The following is a 23,169-nucleotide window of genomic DNA, read 5'->3' on the forward strand; positions in this document are numbered from 1 at the left end:
TCGGGGCAGAGGCACGCGAGGTTCACGCGAACGGACGCGACGGTATTCCCCTGCGTTCAGGCAAGCTTAAACGAGCGATAAAATCAACCGCTCGCCGCACCGCTCCCGCACAGGCCCGGCTCCCCCAAACGAGAAGCGAATCGCTCTACGTAGTCGTCACCAAGACGTCATATGTCAGATAGGCAGTAAAACAGATCAGAAACTGGCCCGAAACTGGCTAGAGAAAGGCACAGATGGCTGAGAGGCTTGGCCTTTAATCGTATGCAGCGCGTTTTTGCCGAGCAAATAGGCTGAACATGCCCCGATAGAGGCAGATGAAAGGGCAAGGAGACAGTGATGGTGACAATGCGACCCTCGCTCACTCTGGTCGACCAAACGGCGGATGCGCCGGAGGATGATACCGGGCTGGAGGACCATGACGTGAATTCGATCGACGCAGGGCTGCACAGCCGCCTGCGGGCCATGAGGCGGTTGCTGGACAATGCCCCTCAGGCAAGCGCCGCTGAAGCGCTCGCCATTCTGCGTCAGGCGTTTCCCGACGCAAATCTGAGCGACCGGCTACGGGCCCTGGGTTACCGCGAAGAGATGTAGGCCCTCACGATGTGGATGACGTCGAGGGCGGGGACGCTTCCCCGGCTCCATCGGCACCCTCTGCCTGGGTCGCCTGATCGACGGCTTCGGCATCGGCTTTTGCTCCGCCCCCTGCTCGCGCGGCATCTGCGCGCTCATACATGCGCCAGGAGCGTCCCGCGAAGGGAATGGAAACCAGATAGGCCACGGTCGCCAGTGCAAGCACCTGGAAGGGATAGCTTGCCCCCAGCGCCACCAACAGCACGGCCGCCACGAAGATCGGCAGCACGATGTCCTTGCGAATGCGCATGCCGATGCGCTTGCCGGAATAGGTGGGCAGGCGGGAAACCAGCAGGAATGCCACGATATAGGTATAGCCGACGGCGACGGGTGCAAACTCCGCCCAACGGTCCAGCACACCGAGCTGATGCAGATAGACCGGCAACAGGACAACCAGCGCGCCGGCGGGCGCAGGCGTGCCGGTGAAGAAGTTCGCCTGCCAAGCGGGCTTTTTCGGATCATCCAGCGCCACGTTGAAGCGCGCAAGGCGCAGGGCCATGGAAATGGCAAAGACCAGCGCCGTGATCCAGCCGAAGGACCCCAGCTCGTTCAGGATCCACATGTAGAGGATGATCGCGGGTGCGACGCCGAAATTCACGAAATCGGCGAGGCTGTCCAGCTCTGCGCCGAAACGCGAGGTGGAGCGCAGGAAGCGCGCGACGCGTCCATCCAACGCATCGAGAACGGCAGCCAGCACGATTGCACCAATCGCCATGTCCCAACGGGCCTCCACCGCCATTCGAATGGCGGTGAGGCCTGAGCAGAGCGCCAGCAGGGTCACCAGGTTCGGCAGGATCATCTTAAGGGGCACCCGCTGAAAGCGACGGGGGCGCCCGGAACGATGATTGGCGTTGCCGCTGGGGCCGGGTTCAAATGGGGCGAAGGGTGTGGACATGGGTCAGGCCACCCGCGTCACAGGCGCTGTGCCAGCAGGTACCGTAAGATCGGCGAGTACCGTTTCGCCTGCCACCATGGTCTGGCCAATCGCAACCCTGGGGGCCGTGCCTGCGGGGAGGTAGACATCCAGCCGCGAGCCGAAGCGGATGAGACCAAAGCGCTCGCCAGCCTGCAGGCTTTCGCCCTCATTCACAAAACACACGATGCGCCGCGCCACGAGACCTGCGATCTGGACGACACCAATGCGCCCTTCGGGGGAGTCGATCACCACACCATTGCGTTCATTGTCGTCAGACGCCTTCTCCAACTCCGCATTCAGGAACTTGCCCGCCCGATAGGCGACCCGGGTGACGGGCCCGGTAACCGGCGCCCGGTTCACGTGGCAGTTGAACACATTCATGAAGGTGCAGATGCGCATCATCGGCTCGGTGCCGAGATTGAGCTCCACCGGCGGAGTGGCCGGGCCGACCATGCAGACGATGCCGTCGGCCGGCGCAATGACGAGCCCGGGCACGACCGGCGTGACGCGCTTGGGATCGCGAAAGAAATAGGCGACCCATGCGGTCAGGATCAGACCAATCCAGAAGAGGAAGCTCGAAAACCAGCCCAGCACGAGCGTGGCCGCAGCCGCGATGGCGAGAAAGGGCCACCCTTCCCGATGAATGGGGACAGCCGTACGTTTGATGGTGTCGAACAGAGACATTGCGCCTACCTGAAAATGAATGCGGGCGGATGGATGCCGCGCCGATGAAGCGCCATGTTTGCACCATCACGGTGGTGAAGATCAACGGGCGATGACCAATGGCGCCTCAAAGTCGCGATCAAGCCTGTGCGAACACACGCCCCTAGTCTGCTCCCGCGGTCGCTTCCGCGCTCGGGCCACGGCGAACGATGAAGTCTCCATCCGCCTCCTGCACCGCACGCAGGCGCTCCTCCGCCTCGCTCGCCTCGCGCTGGCGCTCCCACATGGAAGCATAGAGCCCGTTTTTGGCAAGAAGTTGCGCATGGGTGCCGCGTTCCACCACTTCACCGGCCTCAAGCACGAGGATCATATCCGCATTGACCACAGTGGAGAGGCGGTGGGCGATGACGAGCGTGGTGCGGTTGCGCGAGACGACATCCAGCGCCGACTGGATCTCGCGCTCGGTGTGGGTGTCGAGCGCGGAGGTCGCCTCATCCAGAATGAGGATCGGCGGGGCCTTCAACAAGGTGCGTGCGATGGCGACACGCTGCTTCTCGCCGCCCGAGAGCTTCAGACCGCGCTCGCCCACCTCCGTATCGAAGCCCTGCGGCAGGGTTTTGATAAAATCAGCTATCTGCGCCATGTTCGCGGCTTCCACCACTTCCGCGTCTGTGGCGGACGGGCGACCGTAGCGGATGTTGTAGCGGATGGTGTCGTTGAAGAGCACGGTGTCCTGCGGGACCATGCCGATTTTTGCGCGCACGCTTTCCTGCAGCACCGAGCGCAGGTCCTGCCCGTCAATGGAGATCGAACCGGAGGTGACGTCGTAGAAGCGGAAGATCAAGCGCGAGATCGTGGACTTGCCCGCCCCCGACGGCCCGACGATGGCAACCGTGTTGCCACTCGGCACCTCGAATGACACGCCCTTCAGGATCGGACGTTCCGGATCATAGGCAAAACGCACGTCGTCGAAGCGGATCGTGCCGCCTTCAACCACAAGCGGTGCCGCATCCGGTGCATCGACGATTTCCGCATCCACCGCCAGCAGGTTGAACATGTCGGCAATATCGATCAGGCCCTGACGCAGTTCACGGTAGACGAAACCGATCATGTTGAGCGGGATGGAGAGCTGCATCAGCAGCGCATTGATCATCACGAAATCGCCGATGGTCTGCGTGCCGTTCATGACGGCGCGCGCCGACAGTGCCATGCAGACACCCATGCCGATGGTGAAGATCACCGTCTGGCCGAGGTTGAGCCAGGCGAGCGACGTCCATGTCTTCGTTGCAGCCCCCTCGTAACGGGCCATGGAGGCATCGAAACGGGAGGCCTCCATGCGCTCGTTGTTGAAGTATTTCACTGTCTCGTAGTTGAGCAGCGAGTCGATCGCCTTGGAATTGGCGTCGGTGTCGCTCTCGTTCATCACCTTGCGGATATCGATGCGCCAGTCGGATGCGCGCACGGTGAACCAGACATAGAGCCAGACCGTCACTGCGATAACACCGACATAGCTCCACGAGAACTGGTAGGCGATGACCGCAGCCATCAGCGCAAACTCTATGAGGGTCGGCAGCGAGTTGAGAATGGTGAAGCGGACAATGGTCTCGATCCCCTTCACACCACGCTCGATGATGCGCGACAGGCCGCCGGTGCGCCGCTGCAGGTGAAAGCGCAGCGAAAGCTCATGCATGTGCACGAAGGTCTTGTAGGCAAGCTGGCGCACCGCGTGCTGGCCGACGCGGGCAAACAGCGCATCGCGCATCTGGTTGAGCCCCACCATCAGGATGCGGCCGAGCACATAGACGCCCACCAGCATCATCGGCGCGACCATCCAGCCCGGCAGCCCCGCCCCTCCGACTTCGGCAGGTGCGGTCAGGGCGTCGGTCGCCCATTTGAAGCTGTAAGGCACCAGAACGGTGACGATTTTGGCCAGTACCAGCAGAACCAACGCCATCAAGACGCGGCGTTTCAGGTCAATCCGGTCGGCAGGCCAGATATAGGGCCACAGGTTCAGCACGGTATTGAGGGTGGAGGCCTCATCGACCGTCGCGCGGCGCTGGCCGGAGGCCTTCTTGTTGGTTCTTGTCTGGCTCATAAGGAGGCCTTCTCTTCAGTCTTGCAACAGGTCATCCCGGCAATCGGATCGACGATCAGGTCCAGCAGCGCCGCCGTGCCATCACCCAGCGCCTTGAGTGTCGCGCGGTCGAGACAGTAGCGAGACTTGCGGCCTTCCGTCTCTCCTCGGATCAGCCCCGCCTCACGCAGGATCTGAAGGTGCTGGGAAACGGTTGACTGGGCCAGAGGAAGGCGCCCCACGATGTCGCCACAGCAACAGCGTTCCTCTTGGGCGAGCGCGCGCAGAATTGCGAGCCGTGCCGGATGGCCCAGCGCCTTGAAACAGGCGGCAAGCCTGTCGTCATCAAAATCCGACATGGGATTTCCTGAAAAGAGGTGTTCCGCCCCATCGTCAAGCTCGAAGGAAATGGGGATCACGCCCGGTGTCCCAACGCCATAACGCCCCGCGCAAGGGCAGGCAGGGAGGCACAATGGCGGGTAGGGAGCGATTGATCCATCGTCGATATACGATGAATGTTCGATATGCAAGTGCTGGCGGCCAGAAAGTGCAAAACGGGACGTGCCGCAGCCCGCCCCGTTTCCGCAAAAATGCCAAATCTCTCAGTCGGTGGCCGCATCCTTTTCCCAGGCGTCATCGCCGACCGGGGTGAGGAAGACCTGACCAGGATAGATCAGATCCGGATTGCGGATCTGGCCCTGATTGGCCTGATAGATCGTGGTGTAGCGCATGCCCTTGCCGTAGAGCCTTCGGGAGATGGTCCACAGGTTGTCGCCCTTGCGGATGATCACATTGGGCAGACGGGCGGAGGCGGAAGCGCTCGCCCCTGTTCCCTTCCCGGCCTCGCCGGAGGCAACCACCTGCGTGAGGATCACAGCATCGGGCTGGCGGTCGAAGGTGACCTGCGCACGCGCGACGACAGCGCCACTGTCATCCTTGATCATGTCCGCTCGCACATCATGTTGCCCCGGATCGACGGGATGTTCCGTCTCCAGCAGCCAGCGGCCGTTCTGGTTCGTCCGCGTCTCCCCCAGATAGTCGGCCCCGAGATAGACCCGCAAGCGCGTATCGGCCTTGCTGGTGCCCGCCACGAAGAGCTTGCCCTTTTCGCTCTCCACCGCATCGACCGTCACCTGAGCGGCGCTTGCCGTTTTGGCAGGTTCGGGCTCTGCGGAGGCGGTGGCAACCGGCGTCGACACGCCGCTCGGTCCGGCATTGGTTTCAAGACCGGCCACAGAAGTGGTTTCTCCTGTCGCACCGGATACGGCAGGTGCAGCGCTATCTGCCGGTTTCGCGGAGCTGCCGGCGACGCTTGTGTTGCCGGGAACGTTCTCGCGCGCCGCGCCTGTTGCGCCAGACTTGGCGGCATCGGTTTCGACCTGGACCGCTCCGGTAGCCGGATCGGTTGCGCTCGCGCCATCTTCCTGTCCCGGCGTCGAGGCTTCGCGTGCAGTCTCACTGGAGGCAACAACGGTCGGCGCCGCGGGTGCGGCCAGGCCTGCCGGGCGTTGCAGGATGGTACTGGCCTCGCCTTCAGCATTCATCACCACAAGAACATCGCCGCCCGTCTTCTCGGACGGGATGGACACCGCCACGCGCTGGCTGGATTCAATCTGAACCCCGTTGGCCTGTTCAACGTGAATGGCGACGTCGTAATCTCCCGGCGCAAGCGGTTTGTCGAGGACGATGGCCCATTCGCCCGACGCGTTGGTTCTGGTCTTGCCGATGACCTTGCCATTGGCAACGAGCGCAACCGTGGCGTTGGGTTCGGCCAGACCGGCGACGACCGCATCGCCGGTCGGCTCCACGCGCACCACATCGAAGGTCGGTGCCATGGCGGGGGGGGTGGAAACGGCAGGCGCGGTCTCGGAAGGCTGTTGCGAAGAGGCGGATGCGTCATCAGCCTTGCTGCCGCGCGCGGCAGATGTCGTCGCCTCGTCAGACGAAACGGGTGCCCCCGTATCTTGCGTTGCAGGGGATTTCCGGAACCCGTCGAAGACGCCGGTCTGGACGCCGAAAACCGCGAGCAAAACCGCAACGACAATGCCAAACAGACCTGCGAAAACTACCTTGTTCATCGCGCCTTTTTGCTCCCTGAGCCTTCTGGAACCGGCAGATCCCCTCGCCGTTGGGCCCCATTATGCTGGGGCGGCCTTATCGGCTATTGACCCGCATCGTTATACACCTTTGCCGGTCGCGGCAAGCAAACCACCCCAACGCGCTCATGTCGCAGCGCTTTTCGCTCGCCCGCCAACATCGCCGGGATTTGCTAGGGGCTGATTCTATGTCGCAGCACCACAACGCGAACGTGCCTGGCGCGCGCAGCGTATTCTGTTTGCCTGACGCAAGCATGTTCGAAAAGACCCGGCAGCGCTGGATAATTGCATGCGAAGGAATGCGCACCGGACGCAGACGACTTGACCGAATGTCGCACGCGCGCCAACTATGCCATCATGAGACAGATAAAGAGCATTTGCGTTTATTGCGGCTCCGGAGCGGGCACCGACCCGGCCTATCGGGAGGCCGCGGCCGATCTGGGTCGCTATCTCGCTGAAGCGGGTATCCGGCTTATCTATGGCGGCGGGTCCGTCGGACTTATGGGCATTGTCGCCCGAACGGTTCTGGAGCATGGCGGCGACGTGACCGGCATCATTCCTCAGTTCCTGAAGGAACGCGAGGTGATGCTGGAAGCCGAGTGCGAGCTGATCGTCACTGAGGACATGCACCAGCGCAAGAAGCTGATGTTCGACAAGGCCGACGCCTTCGTGGCGTTGCCGGGAGGCATCGGTACGCTTGAGGAAACGGTCGAGATGCTGACATGGGCGCAGCTCGGCCGCCACGACAAGCCCGTATTGCTCGCCAATATCAAGGGCTTCTGGGAGCCTTTCCGCCAGCTTCTGGAGCATATGAGCCGCGACGGATTCATCCGCAACGGATTTGAAGTGCCCTATCATGTGGCTGACAGGGCAGAAGATATCGTGCCTCACATCCTGCACGTGGCCGCCGGCAAGACAGACATGTGCAAGGACGACGCGGTTCCGATCTCTCAGCTTTGAGGCGGCCCCGTCTGCGCAGGACCGCCCGCTCCTACGCGCGCTAGTCCACGACTTCGGTACCCGCGACAGCGGCGGCGTTCGCCTTTTGCGCCGCAACGGTTGCTGCGCGACGGTGCAGGAGATCCCGGGTAAAGACGACCAGCGACACCCAGATCAGCGCGAAGCTGATCAGTCGGCTCGGATCCAGCTTTTCGTCGAATACGAAGATCGCCAGCAGGAAGTTCAGTGAAGGCGCAAGGTATTGCAGGATGCCGATCGTGGAGAGCGGCAGGCCCTGAACTCCGCGCGCGAACAGGATCAACGGCACGGCGGTCACCACGCCCGAGGCGGCGATCAGCAGCATCATGGTGATATTGTCGCCGAGCATCAGGGTCCCGGAGAACGCGCACCAGCCCAGATAGGCGAGCGCGACCGGCAGCAGCACCGCCGCTTCCACAAGCAGCCCTGTCGCCGCGCCCACAACCACCGTCTTGCGCAGGAAGCCGTAGATGCCGAATGAAAAGGCAAGTGCCAGCGAGATCCAGGGGAAGCTGCCCAGCCCCCAGGCCTGAATGGCGATGGCGATGGCGGCAATGCCGACGGCGACGCATTGCCCCCGGCTTAGCCTCTCCCCGAGAAGCACGGTGCCCAGAGCGACCGAGACCAGCGGATTGATGAAATATCCGAAGGAAATCTCCAGCACCCTGTGCGCGTCGACGCCGACGATGAAAACCAGCCAGTTGAACGCGATGATGCAGGCGCTCATCGAAAGCCGAGAGATCACGCGCCGGTCCCGCAGCACCTCCATCACCAGATCCATCCGGCGGGCGAGGAAGAATGCCGTCCCCACCACCAACACGGACCAGACGATGCGCTGGGCGACGAGTTGGCCGGAGGGAACCGCGCTCACCAGCATGAAATAGAGAGGCAGGACGCCCCAAAGGCCATACGCCGCCACCGCATTGACATAGGCGACGGTTTCCGCGTCCGCAGGACGCCGGACGTCAGGATTGATTTTCATGAGAAACGAGGCACCGGCTAACGTGCGGATGCACTCCCCTTCATCAGACGGTAGGTGATAGAATCGATCAGAGCCTGGAACGAGGCGTCGACGATATTGGGCGAGACGCCGACCGTAAACCAGCGTTCGCCGGTGGTTTCATCCATGCTCTCGATCAGCACACGCGTGATGGCTTCCGTGCCACCATTGAGGATACGGACCTTGAAGTCCGCCAGCACAAGCCCCTCGATCTCACTCTGGTATTTGCCGAGATCCTTGCGCAGGGCAATGTCGAGCGCGTTGACCGGGCCGTTGCCTTCCGCCACCGACATCCGTTCCTCGCCATCGATGCACAGCTTCACCACGGCTTCTGAGATCGTCACAAGCTCGCCCACCGCGTTGTAGCGGCGCTCGACCATGACGCGAAAGCTCTTGACCTCGAAGAACTCGGGCACATGCCCCAGGTGGCGCAATGCCAGCAGCGAGAAGGAGGCATCGGCTGCCTCATAGGCATAGCCCAACGCCTCGCGCTCCTTCACCTCGCGCAGCAGGTTGTCGAGGCGTCGATCGGAGGGATCGACTTCGATGCCCAGCATCTCCAGCTGGCTGACAAGGTTCGACTTGCCCGCCTGGTCGGAGACCAGCACCTGCCGGCGATTGCCGACGCTTACAGGATCGACATGCTCATATGTCTTCGGGTCCTTCAGGATCGCGGAAGCATGGATGCCCGCCTTGGTCGCAAAGGCCGCGGAGCCGACATAAGCGGCATGACGGTCGGGCGCGCGGTTCAGCAGTTCATCGAAAGCGCGCGAGAACTGGGTGAGATGCGACAGGGATTCCTTGCTGACGCCGATTTCGAAGCGGTCCGCATATTCCGGCTTCAGCATCAGGGTCGGGATCAGCGTGATCAGGTTGGCATTGCCGCACCGCTCTCCAATGCCGTTGAGCGTTCCCTGAATCTGACGGACGCCCGCCTTCACCGCCGCTAGGGAATTGGCGACCGCGTGCTCGGTATCATTGTGGGTGTGGATGCCGAGATGATCGCCGGGCACAACGCTCATCACGTCCTTGACGATTGCCTCGATCTCGTCCGGCAGTGTGCCGCCATTGGTATCGCACAAGACCACCCAACGCGCCCCACCCTCATAGGCGGCCTTTGTACAAGCGAGCGCATAGTCCCGGTTGGCCTTGTAGCCGTCAAAGAAGTGCTCGCAATCAACCAGCGCCTCCTTGCCTGCCGCCACCGCCGCCTCCACCGACTGGCGGATACCGACGAGATTTTCCTCGTTGGTGGTGCCGAGCGCCACCTTCACATGGAAATCCCAGCTTTTGGCAACAAAGCAGATGGCGTCGGAGGCAGCGCCCAGCAGATCCTGAAGGCCCGGGTCGTTCCCAACCGAGCGACCGGCCCGCTTGGTCATGCCGAAGGCGGTGAAGGTGGACTTCTTCGTGCGCTTTTTCTCGAAGAAAGCGGTATCCAGCGGGTTCGCACCTGGATAACCGCCCTCCACATAGTCAATGCCGATCTTGTCGAGCATGTCCGCAATCGCAATCTTGTCCTCCAGCGTGAAATCGATGCCATTGGTCTGGGCACCGTCGCGCAAGGTGGTGTCGAAGAGATAGAGCCGCTCCTTGGCGGTTGTCTCAGCGGCATTCGCGGTATCGGACATGTCTCGTTTCCTGCCTTTGGCTGTTCAGGCGATTCAGTCTTACTTTGTTGAATGATCGCTGTTCTTTGCGAAGCGATCGGTTGCGCGGATGAGCTGATCGAGTATTCCCGGCTCGCTATAGGCGTGGCCAGCATCCTCGATCAGGTGGAATTCGGCTTCGGGCCAGGCCTTATGCAGGTCCCACGCCGTGCGCGCCGGCGTCGCCATGTCATAGCGTCCCTGCACGATCACGCCGGGAATGCCCTTGAGCTTGTGCGCGTCGCGAATGAGCTGGCCCTCCTCCATCCAGCCGCCATGGACGAAGTAGTGGTTTTCAATCCGGGCAAAGGCGAGCGCGAAGTGCCCGTCGCGGAATTTCTCCGAGGTGCCTTCGTCGGGGCACAGGGTCAGCGTCTCGCCTTCCCAGATCGCCCAGGCCTTGGCGGCTTCAAGCTTGGCGGCTTCGTCGTCGCCCACAAGACGGCGGCGGTAGGCAGCCATCATGTCATCGCGCTCGTTCTCGGGAATCGGCGCGAGATACCGCTCCCACTTCTCGGGATGAAGCATCGAGGCACCGTACTGGTAGTACCATTCCAGCTCGAAGCGGCGCAGCGTGAAGATGCCGCGCACGATCAGCTCGCTTACGCGTTCCGGGTGCGTCTCGGCATAGGCGAGCGCCAGCGCCGAGCCCCAAGACCCGCCGAAGACTTGCCACTTCTCGACGCCCACCATTTCACGCAGCCGCTCGATATCGGCGACGAGATGCCAGGTGGTGTTGGCTTCGAGTTCGGCGTGGGGGCGCGAGTGACCGCAGCCGCGTTGATCGAACAGGAGAATATCATAAAGCTCAGGGTTGAACTGGCGACGATTAGCGGGCGAGAACCCGCCACCGGGACCGCCATGCAGGAACACGACGGGCTTCGCCCCCTTCGTGCCGCAGCGCTCCCAGTAGATTTCATGACCATCGCCGACATCGAGATAGCCCGTCTCATAGGGCTCGATCGGAGGATAGAGGGTCGCCAGTTCGCTCATTTCATCTCCTTTGCGGATGGCCTGCTGTCCTCATCCAGGGGCGGCCAATCGCGCGTATCGTGATCGGGGTGCTGGTAGCACACCAGGTTTTCAATGATGTCGGCAATATCCGGGTCTTCTTCCGTCGTCATGCCGGGAAGACAGTGGAGCCGATCAACACAGGGAAGCTTTGATTCCGTCCCGAACTGGATGGTCGGAACGATGGTCTTCGGTTCGTCGAACGCGCCGATGGCGAGCGCGATGCCTTCGCTCGCGTCATAGGTCAGCGGCGTGCCGCAGTTTCCGCAAAAGCCGCGCCGCATGTCGCTTGAGGAGCGGAAATAGCGCGGCTGCCCGCGCGTCCACGCAAGCTGTTCGGCTGTCACGGAAACGAAAGGCGCAAAGAAGTTGCCAAGCGCCTTCTGGCACATGCGGCAATGGCAGATGGAGGCCTGACCAAGGGGGCCCGACACGGCGAAGCGCACGGCGCCGCACTGGCAACCACCGGTTCGGGCGCCAGTTCGGGCGTCAGTCAGACGGGATGCTTCGCTCATCTCCATGTCGTCCTCTCCTCGTTCGTAGCCGAAAAAAACATCGGCTGACTTCCATCCGTGTGGCCCATCCTTCGAGACGGGCCTGACGGCCCCCTCAGGATGACGTTGTGGGTGTGGCTTGCATGTTGTGAGAGGTTTCAACACCCACAACGTCATCCTGAGGAGCGCGCCACGGCGGGCGTCTCGAAGGATGGGACAAACACGCGATCCAACACGTGATCCAGCTCAGCCCGCTACTTCTTCAACTCCCATTTCGTTTCCATTTCGCCTGTTTGCGGGTTCTTGCCGTCCATCAGCACGATACCCTCAGCGACGAGCAGGTCGCGAATACGGTCCGATTCCGCCCAGTCCTTCGCAGCCCGCGCCGCGATGCGATCTGCAATCAGCCGCTCAACGCGCGCCGCCATCTCAGGATCGGCCTTTGCTGCCTCTTCGGACGCGGCCGTGGCGCCACGCCAGCTTTCCGGCATCAGACCGAGGAACGACGCAGCGGCTGCGAGCTTTGCCGCAGCTTCCGCATCACCGGACCGCGCCGCACGCGCAAAGCCGTGAAGTGCCGCAATGGCGCGCGGGGTGTTGATGTCGTCGCAAAGCGCCTCAATTACCTCTTCCGGCGGCGTGACATCGGCGGAAAGCTCGACATGGGCGATGAGCTTCGCCCAGCGCTCGATGAGCTTCTCGGCTTCCTCAAGTCCCTTCTGGGTGAAGTCGAGCGGCTGACGGTAATGGGCGGACATGAGTGTCAGGCGCACCACCGCTCCCGGCCATGTGCGCCCGCCTACCTTGTCGCTTTCCAGAAGCTCATGGACGGTGATGAAGTTGCCGAGCGACTTCGACATCTTCTCGCCTTCCACCTGCAGGAAGCCGTTGTGCATCCAGTAGCGCGCCATCTGCTCGGTGCCATGGGCGCAGCAGGACTGGGCGATCTCGTTTTCATGGTGCGGGAAGGTCAGATCGATGCCACCGCCATGGATGTCGAACACCTCACCCAAATGGCGCCCTGCCATGGCGGAGCACTCGATGTGCCAGCCGGGACGGCCCGCTTCCTCGATGCCGCAGGGGCTCGGCCAGGAGGGTTCGCCGGGTTTGGACGGCTTCCACAGCACGAAATCCATCGCATCGCGCTTGTAGGGCGCAACCTCGACCCGCGCTCCAGCCAGCATGTCATCCACCGAGCGACCGGACAGACGGCCGTAATCTGCCATCTTGGAGACCTCGAACAAGACGTGGCCTTCCGCGACATAGGCATATCCGCGCTCAACGAGCCGCTCGATCATCGCCTTCATGTCGTCAATATGTTCGGTGGCCCGCGGCTCGATGGTGGGCAGCATCGCGCCCAGTGCGGCCATGTCGGCGTGGTACTGGGCTGCCGTCGTTTCCGTCACCTCGCGGATGGTGCGGCCTTCCGCCTCAGCCCTTGCGTTGATCTTGTCGTCAACATCCGTGATGTTGCGCGCATAGGTGACGTGATCGGCGCCGTAAACATGACGCAAGAGCCTGTAAAGTAAATCAAAAACAACCACAGGACGTGCGTTGCCGATATGCGCGTAATCGTAGACGGTGGGCCCGCAAACGTACATCCGCACCCGCGCCGGATCCAACGGCGTGAATACTTCCTTAACACGCGAGAGCGTATTATAAATAACCAGATCCATAGGCACCCCGTTGAATTGCTGCTAGCGGGGCGCTAGCCGGGGCGTTCGTCTTGCAAATTCGGGCAGGAGGAAACGGCCACAGCCAGCACTCAAGCTAGCCGCAAATAATCTCGTCGCTAATGCGAATGATGATGACCGTGTTCATGGTTCAGCGGTGTAGGACGCATCGCCCTTCGGGTCAAGCCGGGCGATGAAACTGAATGACAGCTGAACGAAGAGGTCACGGCGGGTTCAGCCCGGATAGACGAGAACGAATGCGTTCGGAAACAGTCGCGAGTACCGGTCATGTCGAATATCAGTTTTTTCGGCGACGATAGCGGTCTGCAAGCTACAGCGCATCCTCGCCCCCCGCTCTCTGGTCGCCGTCGCTTTCGTCGGTGCGATGAGCTGACCGCCGCCGACAAGGTGAAGGCCGTTCTGGCCGGAATCCTGATCGGGTTGATGGTGGCAGCTCCGGTGTTTGCACTGGTCGCAGCGACGACAGGCAAGGCACCAGACATCTTCCACGAGGTTTCCCCGTGGTCCTTCGGAGGCCGCAAATAAGCCTGCGGCCTTCCCGAAAAAAAGAACTTTCCGTGCCAATGTCACGGGCAGTCTGGCACGGCTCAATCCTTTAAGAATTCACCGCACTTTGCTGGCATCTGATCGCCCCACGGCATGATCGGGACAGTGGAGGTGGAGTTCTTGGGCGACCCTTCCACCAGCTTGTCGGAATAGACCACATAGACCAGCACGTTGCGTTTGGCATCGCATCCACGCACGATCTGCATCTTCTTGAAGAACAGCGAGCGGCGCTGGCGGAACATGTCTTCGCCCTGCTCGAACTTGCCCTCAAACGAGATCGGCCCGACCTGACGGCAGGCGAGCGAGATGTCTGAGACCTCTTCCGCAACCCCCAGCCAGCCCGAAATACCGCCCTTTTCCGGCACCGTGAAATGGCAGGACACGCCCTTCGCGATCGGGTCGTCGATGGCGTAGGTGGCAAGCTTGTGGTCGGGGGTGAGAAACTTCCAGACGGTGGAGCGCTTGAAGATCAGTTCCGGCTGTTCGGCGGCCGTCGCAGTTCCTGCCACCATGGCAAGGGACAGGGCGAGCATGGCCTTGCCGAGAGTGAAGCGGAGCGGATTGCGCATGGTCTGGTTTCTCCTTGATGCCGGGCGCTGTCTCACACCATGTAGGCAGGCGCGTACAGATTTGCGAGTGCACAAAGACGCAAGGGCATCGCGATCACCGCCCGCGCCGTGAAAGATACCCCAGCAACTGCACGACGAAGGCCACACCTGCGAGGGCCAGAAAGGCCCATTTATAACCCGAAGTGCGGTTGAGCTCTTCCATAAGGCGGATCGACACGCCTTCGCCCTGCCCCAGAAGACGGAAGATGAGCACATTTTCCCAGGCATCGAAGGCGGCGGCGAGAAAGGGGGCGACGAGCAAAACCGAGCCGACGGCGGAGCGTACGCGCTTTCCCGCCGATTGCCTGCGCCGCATCTCCGCAATGGTCATGCGATCGGGCTCGCCGCGCAGCCAGACGATGGCACATCCAATGCCTGCGCCATAGGCCAGAACCAGCGCCATGTCGACCGGCACAAGAACAAACTGATACAGCGAGCGTCCATCTGCTCCAAGCGCGAGCATGATGTTGCGCAACTGGTCAAACGTCATGGAGGTGAAACGCGCATCGAAGGGCAGCATGCCCTCAGGCAACAGCGCGGGATAAAGCACGAGCCACAACAGCGCGAGCAGGAGCGCGGCGCTCGCGAGACCGGCCTTCGCAATCAGGGCTGTGGTGCGTCGTGTCATGTTCAAACCTGTGCCAAGACCGCACGGAATTTGCAACGCCATTTGTCCGCACCCCGCCACGCCCCCTTGTCCGTTCGGTCAGTGCGAAAGTGCGCATGCGGACGGCCGCCCCTCCTTCGAGAGGGAGCGATACGCCCCCACGCAATACCTCAGCAAACAGGACTTAGAGTGTGGCCGATCCTTCGAGACGCCCGCTTTCTCAAGCTCCTCGGGATGACGTTCCCGTGTTGATGGATTGAGGAAAGCCAACAACACGGGAACGTCATCCTGAGGAGGCCTGACAAGGCCGTCTCGAAGGATCGGCCACACGCGCAGGCCCGGCGCCCCCTCCCCGGCTGCTCCCGACTGCGCAAGCCCGCTCTCAGCTTCCGCGCTTTGCCTTGGCGAGCTCGATGGCCTGATCGAGCACCGCGAGATCGCCGACATGGTTGGTCAGCAGCAGCACCAGACGGGCGTTGAGATCTGCGCTCTGCTCCTCACTGAGCCCCCGATGGGCATCGACCAGCCGGTGATAGGCGGCATCCGGGTCGGGCAACTGAAGTGCGGTTATCAGATCACTCATGCTTGCCTCCTCACGCGGCCCTGTCCGATAGGCCCTTGGCCCGTGCGATGGCATTGGCCACCTTTGTCGCCTCAAAATGGCGGAACCGCGCGACCAGATGCTGGTCGGGCCGAATGACATAGGTCGCGCCCGGCGTCGCATCGAAACGGCGGCGGAACTGGCCGCTTTCATCCAGAAGCTCCCCGCCGATGATCCGCAAGGCCGCGCCCTCAACGGCGTTGGGGGCAGCCCCGTTGGCCACATGAAGGACCGTGAAGCCCTGACCGAGCTCATCATGAAGCCAGGTGGGCGAGCCGTCAGCGCGTTTGAAGGGAGCGTCCGGCACGGGCGCACCAAGGCGGGCCACGCCCGAAAAGGTCTCATCATCAGCGGTGGAGAGCGCCGTGTCATAGACGGTCGGCTTCGACAGACGGCCGGAATTCACCATGGAGCGGGCAAATTCGGTCTTGGCGGCGAGATCAAGCACGGCGTTGCGCAAGATGCGCTCCATCGGGCTCTTGGGCGCGATGAAATCGGTGGAACGCGTGCTGTGGCCAATATTCTCGTCCGCCGCAAAGGAACGCTCAGCGTCGTAGGTCTCCAGAAGCGAAGGCTCCGCTTCGTCCTTCAGGACGAGATCCAGCTTCCAGGCGAGATTTTCCGCATCCTGAACGCCGGAATTCGCTCCGCGCGCGCCGAAGGGCGAGACCTGATGGGCGCTATCGCCGCAAAAGATCACGCGGTCATGAACGAACCGGTCGATACGGCGGCACTGGAAGGAATAGAGCGAGACCCATTCCAGCTCGAAATTGTCATGGCCCAGCATGCGCGCGATGCGGGGAATGACGTTTTCCGGGCGCTGCTCGACCTCCGGGTCCGCATCGGGGCCCAGTTGCAGATCGATGCGCCAGACATCGTCAGGCTGCTTGTGAAGAAGGGCCGACTGACCCGCATGAAAGGGCGGATCGAACCAGAACCAGCGCTCTGCCGGATAGTCGGCGGCCATCTTCACGTCCGCTATCAGAAAGCGGTCGTCGAAGACCTCGCCGCGGAACTCCAGCCCCAACATGTCACGCAGCGGGGAACGAGCGCCATCGCAGGCGATCAGCCATTCGGCTGCAAGCCGATACGCCCCTTCGGGCGTTTCGATGGTAAGGCCGACGGGACCGCCTTCGCCCGAGCTGTCAATGGCCGTGACCTTGTTGTTCCAGCGCAGATCGATCAACGGCAGTTCGGCGATGCGCTCCACGAGGAACAACTCCGCGTAATACTGCTGGAGATTGATGAAGGCGGGCATCTTGTGGCCGTCTTCGGGAAGCAGATCGAACTTGTAGACGAGATCGTCGCGCAGGAAGTTCCTGCCAACCTGCCAGGTGATGCCCTTTTCGACCATCGGGGCGGCAACGCCGAGACGATCCCAGACCTCCAGCGTGCGCTGGGCAAAGCAGATCGCGCGCGAGCCCTCGCCGATGCGATCCGCATCATCCAGGATGATCACCGGCTGGCCACGCAGAGCCAGATCGACGGCAAGGGTCATGCCCACGGGCCCCGCGCCGACCACCACGACCGGGTGACGGACCGCTTCCCCGGTCCTGCCGAACGCATCCTGATCGCGCGAGCGCGCATAGCCGAACTGATAGAGCGCCTTGCGCGCGCCAGCGCCCATGGTCGCACCATCGGCGCCTTCCGACGCGCCCGGCCCTCCCGAACCCGTTATCGCCATGCTTGTCCTCCCCAGACCGATGCGGGATCACCCCTTCCCCTTGCGCTTCGTTGCCGCCTCCCAACGGCTCCGCGCATGGCTCAGGGATCAGTCCGCCTGAATTGCCCTTCTGTCCGCGTCATCTCAAATCCATTGCGACCTATTCCTCAGCCGCTGCTTCCTCTTCAATCGCCGCATCATCCGCGCCGCCCTGAAGCGCGTCCCACATCATGCGGTCGCGCTCGGCGGTCCAGATCTGGGGGTGATCGATGCCCTTGGCCTCGTCATAGGCGCGCGCAACGTTGAAGGGCAGGCAATGGTCATGGATGGCGAAATCGCCGAATTTCGGGTCCATCGCCGCGCGAGCGGCATCGAAGGCTTCCTTCAGGCTCCGCCCTTCTTCCACCGAAGCGGAGACCGACCCGTAAAGCGTGCTGAGAAAATCGCGGGTCAGCGCAATGCCGTCAGCGACCATGGCGGGCGAGGTCAACGCGTCGCCGCGACCGGGTACGATGGCCTGCGCGCCAAAGGCGGCCAGGCGGTCCAGCGTTTTAGGCCAGTCGCCGAAATGCGCATCGCCGCAATAGCAGGCGGAGTGATATTCCACGAGATCGCCGGAGAACATGACCTTCGCATCCGGCACCCAAACGACGATATCGCCCATCGTATGGCCGCGCCCCAGATGCATGATCCTGACTTCGCGACTGCCGAGCCAAACCGTCATGGACGAGCCGAAGGTGATTGTCGGCCAGGTCAGCCCCGGAATGCCGTCCGCGCCCTGAAAGAGCCTCGGGAACCGACCGTATTCGCTGTCCCAGTCCTGCTGGCCGCGTTCCACGATCATGCGATAGGTGAGATCGGAGGAGATGATCTCGCTCGCGCCGTAGGCGGAAGCACCCAGCACACGCACGGCGTGATAATGCGACAGCACCACATGCTTGATGGGCTTGTCGGTGACGGTGCGGATACGCTCGATGACCTGCTCGGCCATGGCGGGCGTCGCCTGCGTGTCGATCACCATGACGCTCTCGTCGCCAATGATCACACCGGTGTTGGGATCACCCTGCGCGGTGAAGGCATAGCAACCGGGTCCGATCTCGACGAAGGAAATGGTCTTTTCTTCAAGATCGCCGGCGGATGCGAATTGCTTGCTCATGGTGTACTCCCCAAATGGCCTTGTTCCGGGACGGCTCCGCATGGTGCGACGCATCCCCTCTCCCGCTCTTCTGCTTTCGCACCTGATCGGCCTTCATTTTGTAACCGTCAATCGAGCAGCGGGCTTTGTAGCAAAGGTTACACCGTCAGGATGGCGAACGGCAAAGCGCCTGCCGCACAACAGAAATGCCACCGCGCGGAGATGTCCAGCGGTGGCGTAACTATTTGATGCGCAAGGAACGAGGCGGCGGTGTCAGTCGCCGACTTTCTCCACAACCTGATCGATGGCTCCGAAGATGGAGTTGCCGGACGCATCCTTCATCTCGATGCGCACACGGTCGCCAAATTTCATGAAAGGCGTCTTCGGGGCCCCGTCCGTCAGTGTTTCCACCGTGCGCTTTTCCGCGATGCAGGAATAACCGACACCGCCCTCCTCCACTGTCTTGCCTGGCCCGCCGTCAAGCTTGTTGGACACAGTGCCGGAGCCGACGATGGTTCCAGGTCCCAGCGGACGCGTTCCCGCCGCATGCGCAATGAGGCGCGGGAGATCGAAGGTCATGTCGATATCGCAGCGTGCCTTGCCGAACAGCTTGCCGTTGTAGCTGACCAGCAGCGGCAGCGCGATGGTGCCGCCGGTCCAGGCATCCCCCAGTTCGTCCGGCGTCACGGCGACGGGGGCGAAGGACGAGGACGGCTTGGACTGAAAGAAACCAAAGCCCTTAGCGTACTCATTGGGGATGACGTTGCGAAGGGAGACGTCGTTCACCAGCATCAGGAGCTTGATGTGACCGCCCGCATTTTCCGGACTGATGCCCATGGGGACATCATCGGTAACGGCGGCGATTTCGCCTTCGAAATCGATACCCCAGTCCTCATTGGCGAGCCGGATCGGATTGCGTGGCGACAAGAACGCGTCGGAGCCACCCTGATACATCAGCGGATCAGTCCAGAAGCTCTCCGGCATGGGTGTCCCGCGCGCGCCACGCACAAGTTCCACATGGTTCACATAGGCTGACCCATCCGCCCACTGGTAGGCGCGCGGAAGCGGCGAGAGGCAAAGTTCCTCATCGAAGGGAGAGCCGGAAATCTGGCCGATATCGAGACGGGTGGAGAGATCGCGCAATCCCTCTTCGAGCGCCCCCCAGTTGTCGAGCGCCTCCTGCATCGTCGCAGCCACCGTGCCGGCGGGTGTGTAACGCGCAAGATCCCATGACACCACGACGAGTTGTCCGTCACGCGAGCCATCACGCAGCGTTGCTAGCTTCATGTATCAGTCCTCACCAAACGCTCGGCGGCCTGCGCCGAAAGTCCCCTGTCTTGCATTACCCTATCCATTGAAAATGCAACCGTCTGCGTTTTGCTGACACGCGCGTCAATGAGCCCGAATGCACATGTCGGCAGGCAATGGGAAAGCGCTCAACCTCAGCCGAAGTTCCCGCTTTCGGGAAAAGTCCCGATCCTCGGCGCGCCCCTTTGGCTGAAATGGCTGTGTCTCGGGCCCTTCTTGTGTCGCCCTGCCCTACGAAATCCGCATTCACCACCTAGTCGAAAACAAGGTGTTTTCGCTCCGGGACACGGTTTGCGCCGGTCAAAGCCTCAGCTAGGTTAGATTGGAGAAGGGCGCGTCAGGCGCCATCAGTCGAATCGTGGGCGCGTCGTCGGAGCAAGGCGCCGCGCAGGTTGTTCGGTGTGCAGCCCCGTCCGCCGGGGACCAACAAGAGAGTGTCGATGCGTCGTCGGTCCTTATCACTGCTGGCTATGCTGGGGGTTATTGCCCTGACGGGGATGTCGGGCGACGTGCGGGCGCAAGGACGTGACCGACGCTGTTATGCGCTGGAAGACGAGCTCGCCCGGCTTTCCAGCCTTTCGGACAATCGCAGCGGCGGCGCGGAAGTGCAGCAGTGGGATGAGGCTCTGCGCGAGGCGGCACGGCGGCTCGACGGTTTGGAACGGCGCTCCAAACGCGCGCGCTGCAATGGCGGGGGCTTTCTTTTTTCGTCGCCCGATCCGCGGATCTGTGTCCCGATTGATCGCGAGATCGCGGAAACACGCGAACGCATGGCCCGCCTTTCACGCAACCGCGCACAGGTCATGCGCCGCTCCGGCGGGGCGGCGAGCGAGAAGATCGCACAGGTTCGCCAGCAACTGATGGCGCTGCGCTGCAATGCGCCGACCCTACGCGCGAGATCGCGCGGTTCGGATCCGCGCTACCCGCAGGGCCGGACAGTCTATCAAGAGGATCGTGGCGGGCGCGTCTATGCGCGCCCAGCCCCGAACCGCAATGGCGTCATAGACGGGCGCGGAGCGGAAAGCGGATCGCGCGAGGGCGGGCTTTTCGGCATGCTGTTCGGCGGTAGCAACCGGGCACGGGAACAGGATTACTACACGCCACGTGAAGACCGCGCCTATAGGGGGGGCGGCACCTATCGCACCTTGTGTGTGCGCCGCTGCGACGGCTTTTTCTTCCCGATATCGTTTTCCACCACCGAGGATCAGTTTTACGCCGATGCGGACCAGTGTCAGACCATGTGCCCCGGCACGGAGGCCTCGCTCTATGTCTATCGCAACCCGGGCGAGGACGCCTCGGCCATGGTGAGCCTTGACGGCATCCCCTATTCGGAAATGGAAAACGCGTTCCGCTACCGCACCAAGTTCGACCCGACATGCAGCTGCAAGGCGGCAAACATGTCGGTCGCGGGCAACGGCAAACAGCCCTATAGCGGCAACATGACCCCGGTGACGGGCGAGCGTGGCGGCACGACGCTCAATTCAAGCGCTTCCGGGGGAACCGACTGGGGGCCGACGCCGGGTTACGACCCGAATGAGCCATGGGACCCGGATGCGCCGTGGGACGCAAACGCCGGTGGCGATCCGGATGATCCATGGGGCGGATACCGGGAGCCGACGAACCAGGCGCTTGTCACGGATACGACACCGATGGCGAAGCTTGCCGCTAGTGAAGACCCTGACACGATCCTGAACCAGCGCGGCTCCTATGTGCCAAAGCTCGCCAAGATCACGCCTCAGCGTACGGTGAGCGCAAAGGACACAGGGGCCGATGGCGAGGGCGGAACGCCCGTCCCCCGCACCGATACAGGACCTGTCAGACGAGTCGGTCCAGCGTATTTTGTCGCCCAATAAGCGGCAGCAGGCGGGCAAGTTCCGGACCGTGATCGAGGCCCGTCAGCGCCTTGCGAAGCGGCATGAAGAGCCCCTTTCCCTTGCGGCCCGTCTCCGCCTTCACCGCATTCGTCCATGCTTTCCATGTCTCGCCGTCCCACGGCTCGGCGGGCAAAACGGTTGCTGCCGTTTTCAGAAACTCGGCGTCGTCGGCCTCGATGACAGGCGTGAGCGGGCCTGAAACGACCTGCCACCAGTCTTTCGCATCCCCGAAACGCTCAAGATTGCCGGAAACCGCTGCCCAGAAGGCTTCGGTCTTGTCCGCCGACACGCCCAGCGCGACGAGACGGTCCCTCACCGCACCGGCCGGCAGATGGTGCAGCAGGCGGGCGTTCAGCGCAGGCAGGTCGGCCGGATCGAAGCGCGCAGGCGCGCGCGAAACCCCAGAGAGATCAAAGCCCGCCGCCAGCGCATCAAGGTCGGCCTTCGGCTCCACCGCCTCGGACGTTCCGATCAGAACGGCAAGGCTTGCCACCGTCATGGGCTCCAGCCCTTGTTCGCGCAACGACCCGATGGAGAGCGCGCCGGAGCGCTTGGAAAGCCCCTCACCGGAAGCGGTCGTCAGCAGGTTGTGATGGCCGAAAACGGGCGGCTCCGCCCCCAGCGCCCTGAAGATCGCGATCTGTACGGCGGTATTGGCCACATGATCCTCGCCTCGCACGACGTGGGTCATTGCGAGATCAATATCATCGACCACCGAGGGCAGTGTGTAGAGATAGGTGCCGTCCTCTCGCTGGAGCACCGGATCGGAGAGCGAGGCGAGATCGACCGCCTGTTCGCCGCGACACAGATCCATCCAGGTAACGTCGCTGCGCCGCGTCTCAAAAGGATCGCTTTGAAAATTCGGCAACAGGAAGCGCCAGTGCGGTTTCCGGCCTTCCGCTTCCAGCGCAGCGCGTTCCTCGCTGGTGAGCTTCAGCGCCGAGCGGTCATAGACCGGCGGCAGCCCACGGGCGCGGCGACGCTTGCGGCGGCGGTCAAGTTCGTCCGGCGTCTCGTAGCAGGGATAAAGGAGACCGGCCTTCTTGAGTTTTTCCGCAGCCGCGTCGTAAAGCGCGACGCGCGCGGACTGGCGCTCGATACGGACGGGCTCGATACCGAGCCAGCGAAGATCCGCAATAATCGCGTCGGCATATTCCTCGCGCGAACGCGCCGTATCCGTATCGTCGAGCCGCAGCACGAATTGCCCTTGGTTTTGCCGGGCCAGCAACGCGTTGAACAGTGCCGTTCTGGCGTTGCCGATATGGATGTGACCCGTGGGCGAAGGGGCGAAGCGGACGGTTACGGTCATGCTTTTCGCTGGTTGCCTTTGTTTGCAGTTTCCCCGCGCGGTGGCGCGGCGGCAAGGTGATCAAGCCGTGTGAGCTTCTACTCCGGTTTGCCTGCCACGCCAATGTGGGCCGGTGGATTAGTTGGCGATGCGGCGGCGATACCGGGCGGGTTTGGAGGTTGTGGCCCATCCTTCGAGACAGCCGCTTTGCGGCTTCCTCAGGATGACGTTGAGGATTGGGCAGGCCTCTTCAAAACCGCCCACACCCACCAACGTCATCCTGAGGAGGTCGCATCAGCGACCGTCTCGAAGGATGGGCTACAGACTCAAACGC

General features: G+C 62.4%; 21 protein-coding genes. 4 read left to right on the top strand and 17 right to left on the bottom strand.

The features are described from left to right. Positions 1–336: 336 nt before the first annotated feature. Positions 337–591 (top strand): hypothetical protein, encoded by a 255-nt coding sequence (locus ABGM93_RS06980; RefSeq protein ID WP_321504717.1) that lies wholly within the window; start codon positions 337–339, stop codon positions 589–591. Positions 592–595: 4 nt separating this feature from the next. Here the strand turns inward: ABGM93_RS06980 and ABGM93_RS06985 are convergent, their stop codons facing one another. The 5 genes from ABGM93_RS06985 to ABGM93_RS07005 all read right to left on the bottom strand — a co-directional run bounded on the left by ABGM93_RS06985 (position 596) and on the right by ABGM93_RS07005 (position 6,361). Next, on the bottom strand, positions 596–1,429 hold the full coding sequence (locus ABGM93_RS06985) for a phosphatidylcholine/phosphatidylserine synthase (RefSeq protein WP_321504719.1): 834 nt from the start codon (positions 1,427–1,429) through the stop codon (positions 596–598). A gap of 99 nt (positions 1,430–1,528) precedes the next feature. Further along, positions 1,529–2,230, bottom strand: a complete 702-nt coding sequence (locus tag ABGM93_RS06990; protein ID WP_321504721.1) for a phosphatidylserine decarboxylase — start codon at positions 2,228–2,230, stop codon at positions 1,529–1,531. 142 nt (positions 2,231–2,372) lie between these two features. After that, positions 2,373–4,304, bottom strand: a complete 1,932-nt coding sequence (locus ABGM93_RS06995; protein WP_321504723.1) for an ABC transporter ATP-binding protein/permease — start codon at positions 4,302–4,304, stop codon at positions 2,373–2,375. Next, a complete protein-coding gene (locus ABGM93_RS07000) occupies positions 4,301–4,642 on the bottom strand; it encodes a metalloregulator ArsR/SmtB family transcription factor (protein WP_321504726.1) in 342 nt (113 codons plus the stop codon). Before ABGM93_RS07000 ends, ABGM93_RS06995 begins: the two co-directional genes overlap by 4 nt. Positions 4,643–4,885: 243 nt before the next feature. Next, on the bottom strand, positions 4,886–6,361 hold the full coding sequence (locus tag ABGM93_RS07005; RefSeq protein ID WP_321504731.1) for a LysM peptidoglycan-binding domain-containing protein: 1,476 nt from the start codon (positions 6,359–6,361) through the stop codon (positions 4,886–4,888). Positions 6,362–6,736: 375 nt separating this feature from the next. Here ABGM93_RS07005 and ABGM93_RS07010 point away from each other — a divergent pair, with 375 nt between their 5' ends. Then, positions 6,737–7,339 (top strand): TIGR00730 family Rossman fold protein, encoded by a 603-nt coding sequence (locus tag ABGM93_RS07010; RefSeq protein WP_321504733.1) that lies wholly within the window; start codon positions 6,737–6,739, stop codon positions 7,337–7,339. 40 nt (positions 7,340–7,379) lie between these two features. Here ABGM93_RS07010 and rarD read toward each other — a convergent pair whose 3' ends face one another. From rarD to cysS, 5 genes are all read right to left on the bottom strand, one after another. Beyond that, on the bottom strand, positions 7,380–8,339 hold the full coding sequence (gene rarD / locus ABGM93_RS07015; RefSeq protein WP_321504735.1) for an EamA family transporter RarD: 960 nt from the start codon (positions 8,337–8,339) through the stop codon (positions 7,380–7,382). Positions 8,340–8,356: 17 nt separating this feature from the next. Beyond that, positions 8,357–9,988, bottom strand: coding sequence for a citramalate synthase (gene cimA / locus ABGM93_RS07020; protein WP_321504736.1), 1,632 nt, complete (start codon positions 9,986–9,988; stop codon positions 8,357–8,359). A gap of 39 nt (positions 9,989–10,027) precedes the next feature. Further along, positions 10,028–10,999 carry a prolyl aminopeptidase gene (gene pip, locus ABGM93_RS07025; protein WP_321504738.1) on the bottom strand — a complete coding sequence of 324 codons (972 nt, stop codon included), beginning with the start codon at positions 10,997–10,999 and terminating at the stop codon, positions 10,028–10,030. Continuing rightward, the gene (locus ABGM93_RS07030; RefSeq protein ID WP_321504740.1) at positions 10,996–11,532 is read right to left on the bottom strand and encodes a GFA family protein; all 537 of its coding nucleotides are present in this window, start codon (positions 11,530–11,532) and stop codon (positions 10,996–10,998) included. Before ABGM93_RS07030 ends, pip begins: the two co-directional genes overlap by 4 nt. 233 nt (positions 11,533–11,765) lie before the next feature. Further along, positions 11,766–13,187 (bottom strand): cysteine--tRNA ligase, encoded by a 1,422-nt coding sequence (gene cysS / locus ABGM93_RS07035; RefSeq protein WP_321504742.1) that lies wholly within the window; start codon positions 13,185–13,187, stop codon positions 11,766–11,768. Between the two features lie 285 nt (positions 13,188–13,472). On the opposite strand from cysS, the gene ABGM93_RS07040 reads away from it, so the two are divergent. Continuing rightward, positions 13,473–13,730 carry a hypothetical protein gene (locus ABGM93_RS07040; protein ID WP_319774156.1) on the top strand — a complete coding sequence of 86 codons (258 nt, stop codon included), beginning with the start codon at positions 13,473–13,475 and terminating at the stop codon, positions 13,728–13,730. Between the two features lie 62 nt (positions 13,731–13,792). Here ABGM93_RS07040 and ABGM93_RS07045 read toward each other — a convergent pair whose 3' ends face one another. The 6 genes from ABGM93_RS07045 to ABGM93_RS07070 form a co-directional block, all read right to left on the bottom strand. After that, on the bottom strand, positions 13,793–14,284 hold the full coding sequence (locus tag ABGM93_RS07045; RefSeq protein WP_319774263.1) for a CreA family protein: 492 nt from the start codon (positions 14,282–14,284) through the stop codon (positions 13,793–13,795). Between the two features lie 130 nt (positions 14,285–14,414). Continuing rightward, positions 14,415–14,987 (bottom strand): hypothetical protein, encoded by a 573-nt coding sequence (locus ABGM93_RS07050; protein ID WP_321504748.1) that lies wholly within the window; start codon positions 14,985–14,987, stop codon positions 14,415–14,417. A gap of 361 nt (positions 14,988–15,348) precedes the next feature. Beyond that, positions 15,349–15,549 carry a DUF2783 domain-containing protein gene (locus ABGM93_RS07055; RefSeq protein WP_319774158.1) on the bottom strand — a complete coding sequence of 67 codons (201 nt, stop codon included), beginning with the start codon at positions 15,547–15,549 and terminating at the stop codon, positions 15,349–15,351. A gap of 10 nt (positions 15,550–15,559) precedes the next feature. Next, positions 15,560–17,194 (bottom strand): FAD-dependent oxidoreductase, encoded by a 1,635-nt coding sequence (locus ABGM93_RS07060; RefSeq protein ID WP_321505776.1) that lies wholly within the window; start codon positions 17,192–17,194, stop codon positions 15,560–15,562. A gap of 196 nt (positions 17,195–17,390) precedes the next feature. After that, positions 17,391–18,386, bottom strand: coding sequence for an MBL fold metallo-hydrolase (locus tag ABGM93_RS07065; protein WP_321504750.1), 996 nt, complete (start codon positions 18,384–18,386; stop codon positions 17,391–17,393). A 252-nt stretch (positions 18,387–18,638) separates the two neighbouring features. Continuing rightward, on the bottom strand, positions 18,639–19,652 hold the full coding sequence (locus ABGM93_RS07070; RefSeq protein ID WP_321504752.1) for a fumarylacetoacetate hydrolase family protein: 1,014 nt from the start codon (positions 19,650–19,652) through the stop codon (positions 18,639–18,641). A 461-nt stretch (positions 19,653–20,113) separates the two neighbouring features. On the opposite strand from ABGM93_RS07070, the gene ABGM93_RS07075 reads away from it, so the two are divergent. Then, positions 20,114–21,526, top strand: coding sequence for a DUF2865 domain-containing protein (locus tag ABGM93_RS07075; protein ID WP_321504754.1), 1,413 nt, complete (start codon positions 20,114–20,116; stop codon positions 21,524–21,526). On the opposite strand, the gene gltX is transcribed toward ABGM93_RS07075, so the two are convergent. Beyond that, positions 21,489–22,856, bottom strand: a complete 1,368-nt coding sequence (gene gltX, locus ABGM93_RS07080) for a glutamate--tRNA ligase (protein ID WP_321504756.1) — start codon at positions 22,854–22,856, stop codon at positions 21,489–21,491. The two genes, ABGM93_RS07075 and gltX, sit on opposite strands and share 38 nt — an antisense overlap. Positions 22,857–23,169 lie beyond the last annotated feature (313 nt).

Source organism: Breoghania sp., from assembly GCF_963674635.1.
Taxonomy (GTDB): Bacteria; Pseudomonadota; Alphaproteobacteria; order Rhizobiales; family Stappiaceae; genus Breoghania.

What these genes read in the sequence shown, in the direction of transcription:
- ABGM93_RS06980 (WP_321504717.1), top strand. Translation starts at nt 337, where the DNA reads ATGGTGACAATGCGACCCTCGCTCACTCTGGTCGACCAAACGGCGGAT.
- ABGM93_RS06985 (WP_321504719.1), bottom strand. Translation starts at nt 1,429, where the DNA reads ATGATCCTGCCGAACCTGGTGACCCTGCTGGCGCTCTGCTCAGGCCTC.
- ABGM93_RS06990 (WP_321504721.1), bottom strand. Translation starts at nt 2,230, where the DNA reads ATGTCTCTGTTCGACACCATCAAACGTACGGCTGTCCCCATTCATCGG.
- ABGM93_RS06995 (WP_321504723.1), bottom strand. Translation starts at nt 4,304, where the DNA reads ATGAGCCAGACAAGAACCAACAAGAAGGCCTCCGGCCAGCGCCGCGCG.
- ABGM93_RS07000 (WP_321504726.1), bottom strand. Translation starts at nt 4,642, where the DNA reads ATGTCGGATTTTGATGACGACAGGCTTGCCGCCTGTTTCAAGGCGCTG.
- ABGM93_RS07005 (WP_321504731.1), bottom strand. Translation starts at nt 6,361, where the DNA reads ATGAACAAGGTAGTTTTCGCAGGTCTGTTTGGCATTGTCGTTGCGGTT.
- ABGM93_RS07010 (WP_321504733.1), top strand. Translation starts at nt 6,737, where the DNA reads ATGAGACAGATAAAGAGCATTTGCGTTTATTGCGGCTCCGGAGCGGGC.
- rarD (WP_321504735.1), bottom strand. Translation starts at nt 8,339, where the DNA reads ATGAAAATCAATCCTGACGTCCGGCGTCCTGCGGACGCGGAAACCGTC.
- cimA (WP_321504736.1), bottom strand. Translation starts at nt 9,988, where the DNA reads ATGTCCGATACCGCGAATGCCGCTGAGACAACCGCCAAGGAGCGGCTC.
- pip (WP_321504738.1), bottom strand. Translation starts at nt 10,999, where the DNA reads ATGAGCGAACTGGCGACCCTCTATCCTCCGATCGAGCCCTATGAGACG.
- ABGM93_RS07030 (WP_321504740.1), bottom strand. Translation starts at nt 11,532, where the DNA reads ATGAGCGAAGCATCCCGTCTGACTGACGCCCGAACTGGCGCCCGAACC.
- cysS (WP_321504742.1), bottom strand. Translation starts at nt 13,187, where the DNA reads ATGGATCTGGTTATTTATAATACGCTCTCGCGTGTTAAGGAAGTATTC.
- ABGM93_RS07040 (WP_319774156.1), top strand. Translation starts at nt 13,473, where the DNA reads ATGTCGAATATCAGTTTTTTCGGCGACGATAGCGGTCTGCAAGCTACA.
- ABGM93_RS07045 (WP_319774263.1), bottom strand. Translation starts at nt 14,284, where the DNA reads ATGCTCGCCCTGTCCCTTGCCATGGTGGCAGGAACTGCGACGGCCGCC.
- ABGM93_RS07050 (WP_321504748.1), bottom strand. Translation starts at nt 14,987, where the DNA reads ATGACACGACGCACCACAGCCCTGATTGCGAAGGCCGGTCTCGCGAGC.
- ABGM93_RS07055 (WP_319774158.1), bottom strand. Translation starts at nt 15,549, where the DNA reads ATGAGTGATCTGATAACCGCACTTCAGTTGCCCGACCCGGATGCCGCC.
- ABGM93_RS07060 (WP_321505776.1), bottom strand. Translation starts at nt 17,194, where the DNA reads ATGGGCGCTGGCGCGCGCAAGGCGCTCTATCAGTTCGGCTATGCGCGC.
- ABGM93_RS07065 (WP_321504750.1), bottom strand. Translation starts at nt 18,386, where the DNA reads ATGAGCAAGCAATTCGCATCCGCCGGCGATCTTGAAGAAAAGACCATT.
- ABGM93_RS07070 (WP_321504752.1), bottom strand. Translation starts at nt 19,652, where the DNA reads ATGAAGCTAGCAACGCTGCGTGATGGCTCGCGTGACGGACAACTCGTC.
- ABGM93_RS07075 (WP_321504754.1), top strand. Translation starts at nt 20,114, where the DNA reads ATGCGTCGTCGGTCCTTATCACTGCTGGCTATGCTGGGGGTTATTGCC.
- gltX (WP_321504756.1), bottom strand. Translation starts at nt 22,856, where the DNA reads ATGACCGTAACCGTCCGCTTCGCCCCTTCGCCCACGGGTCACATCCAT.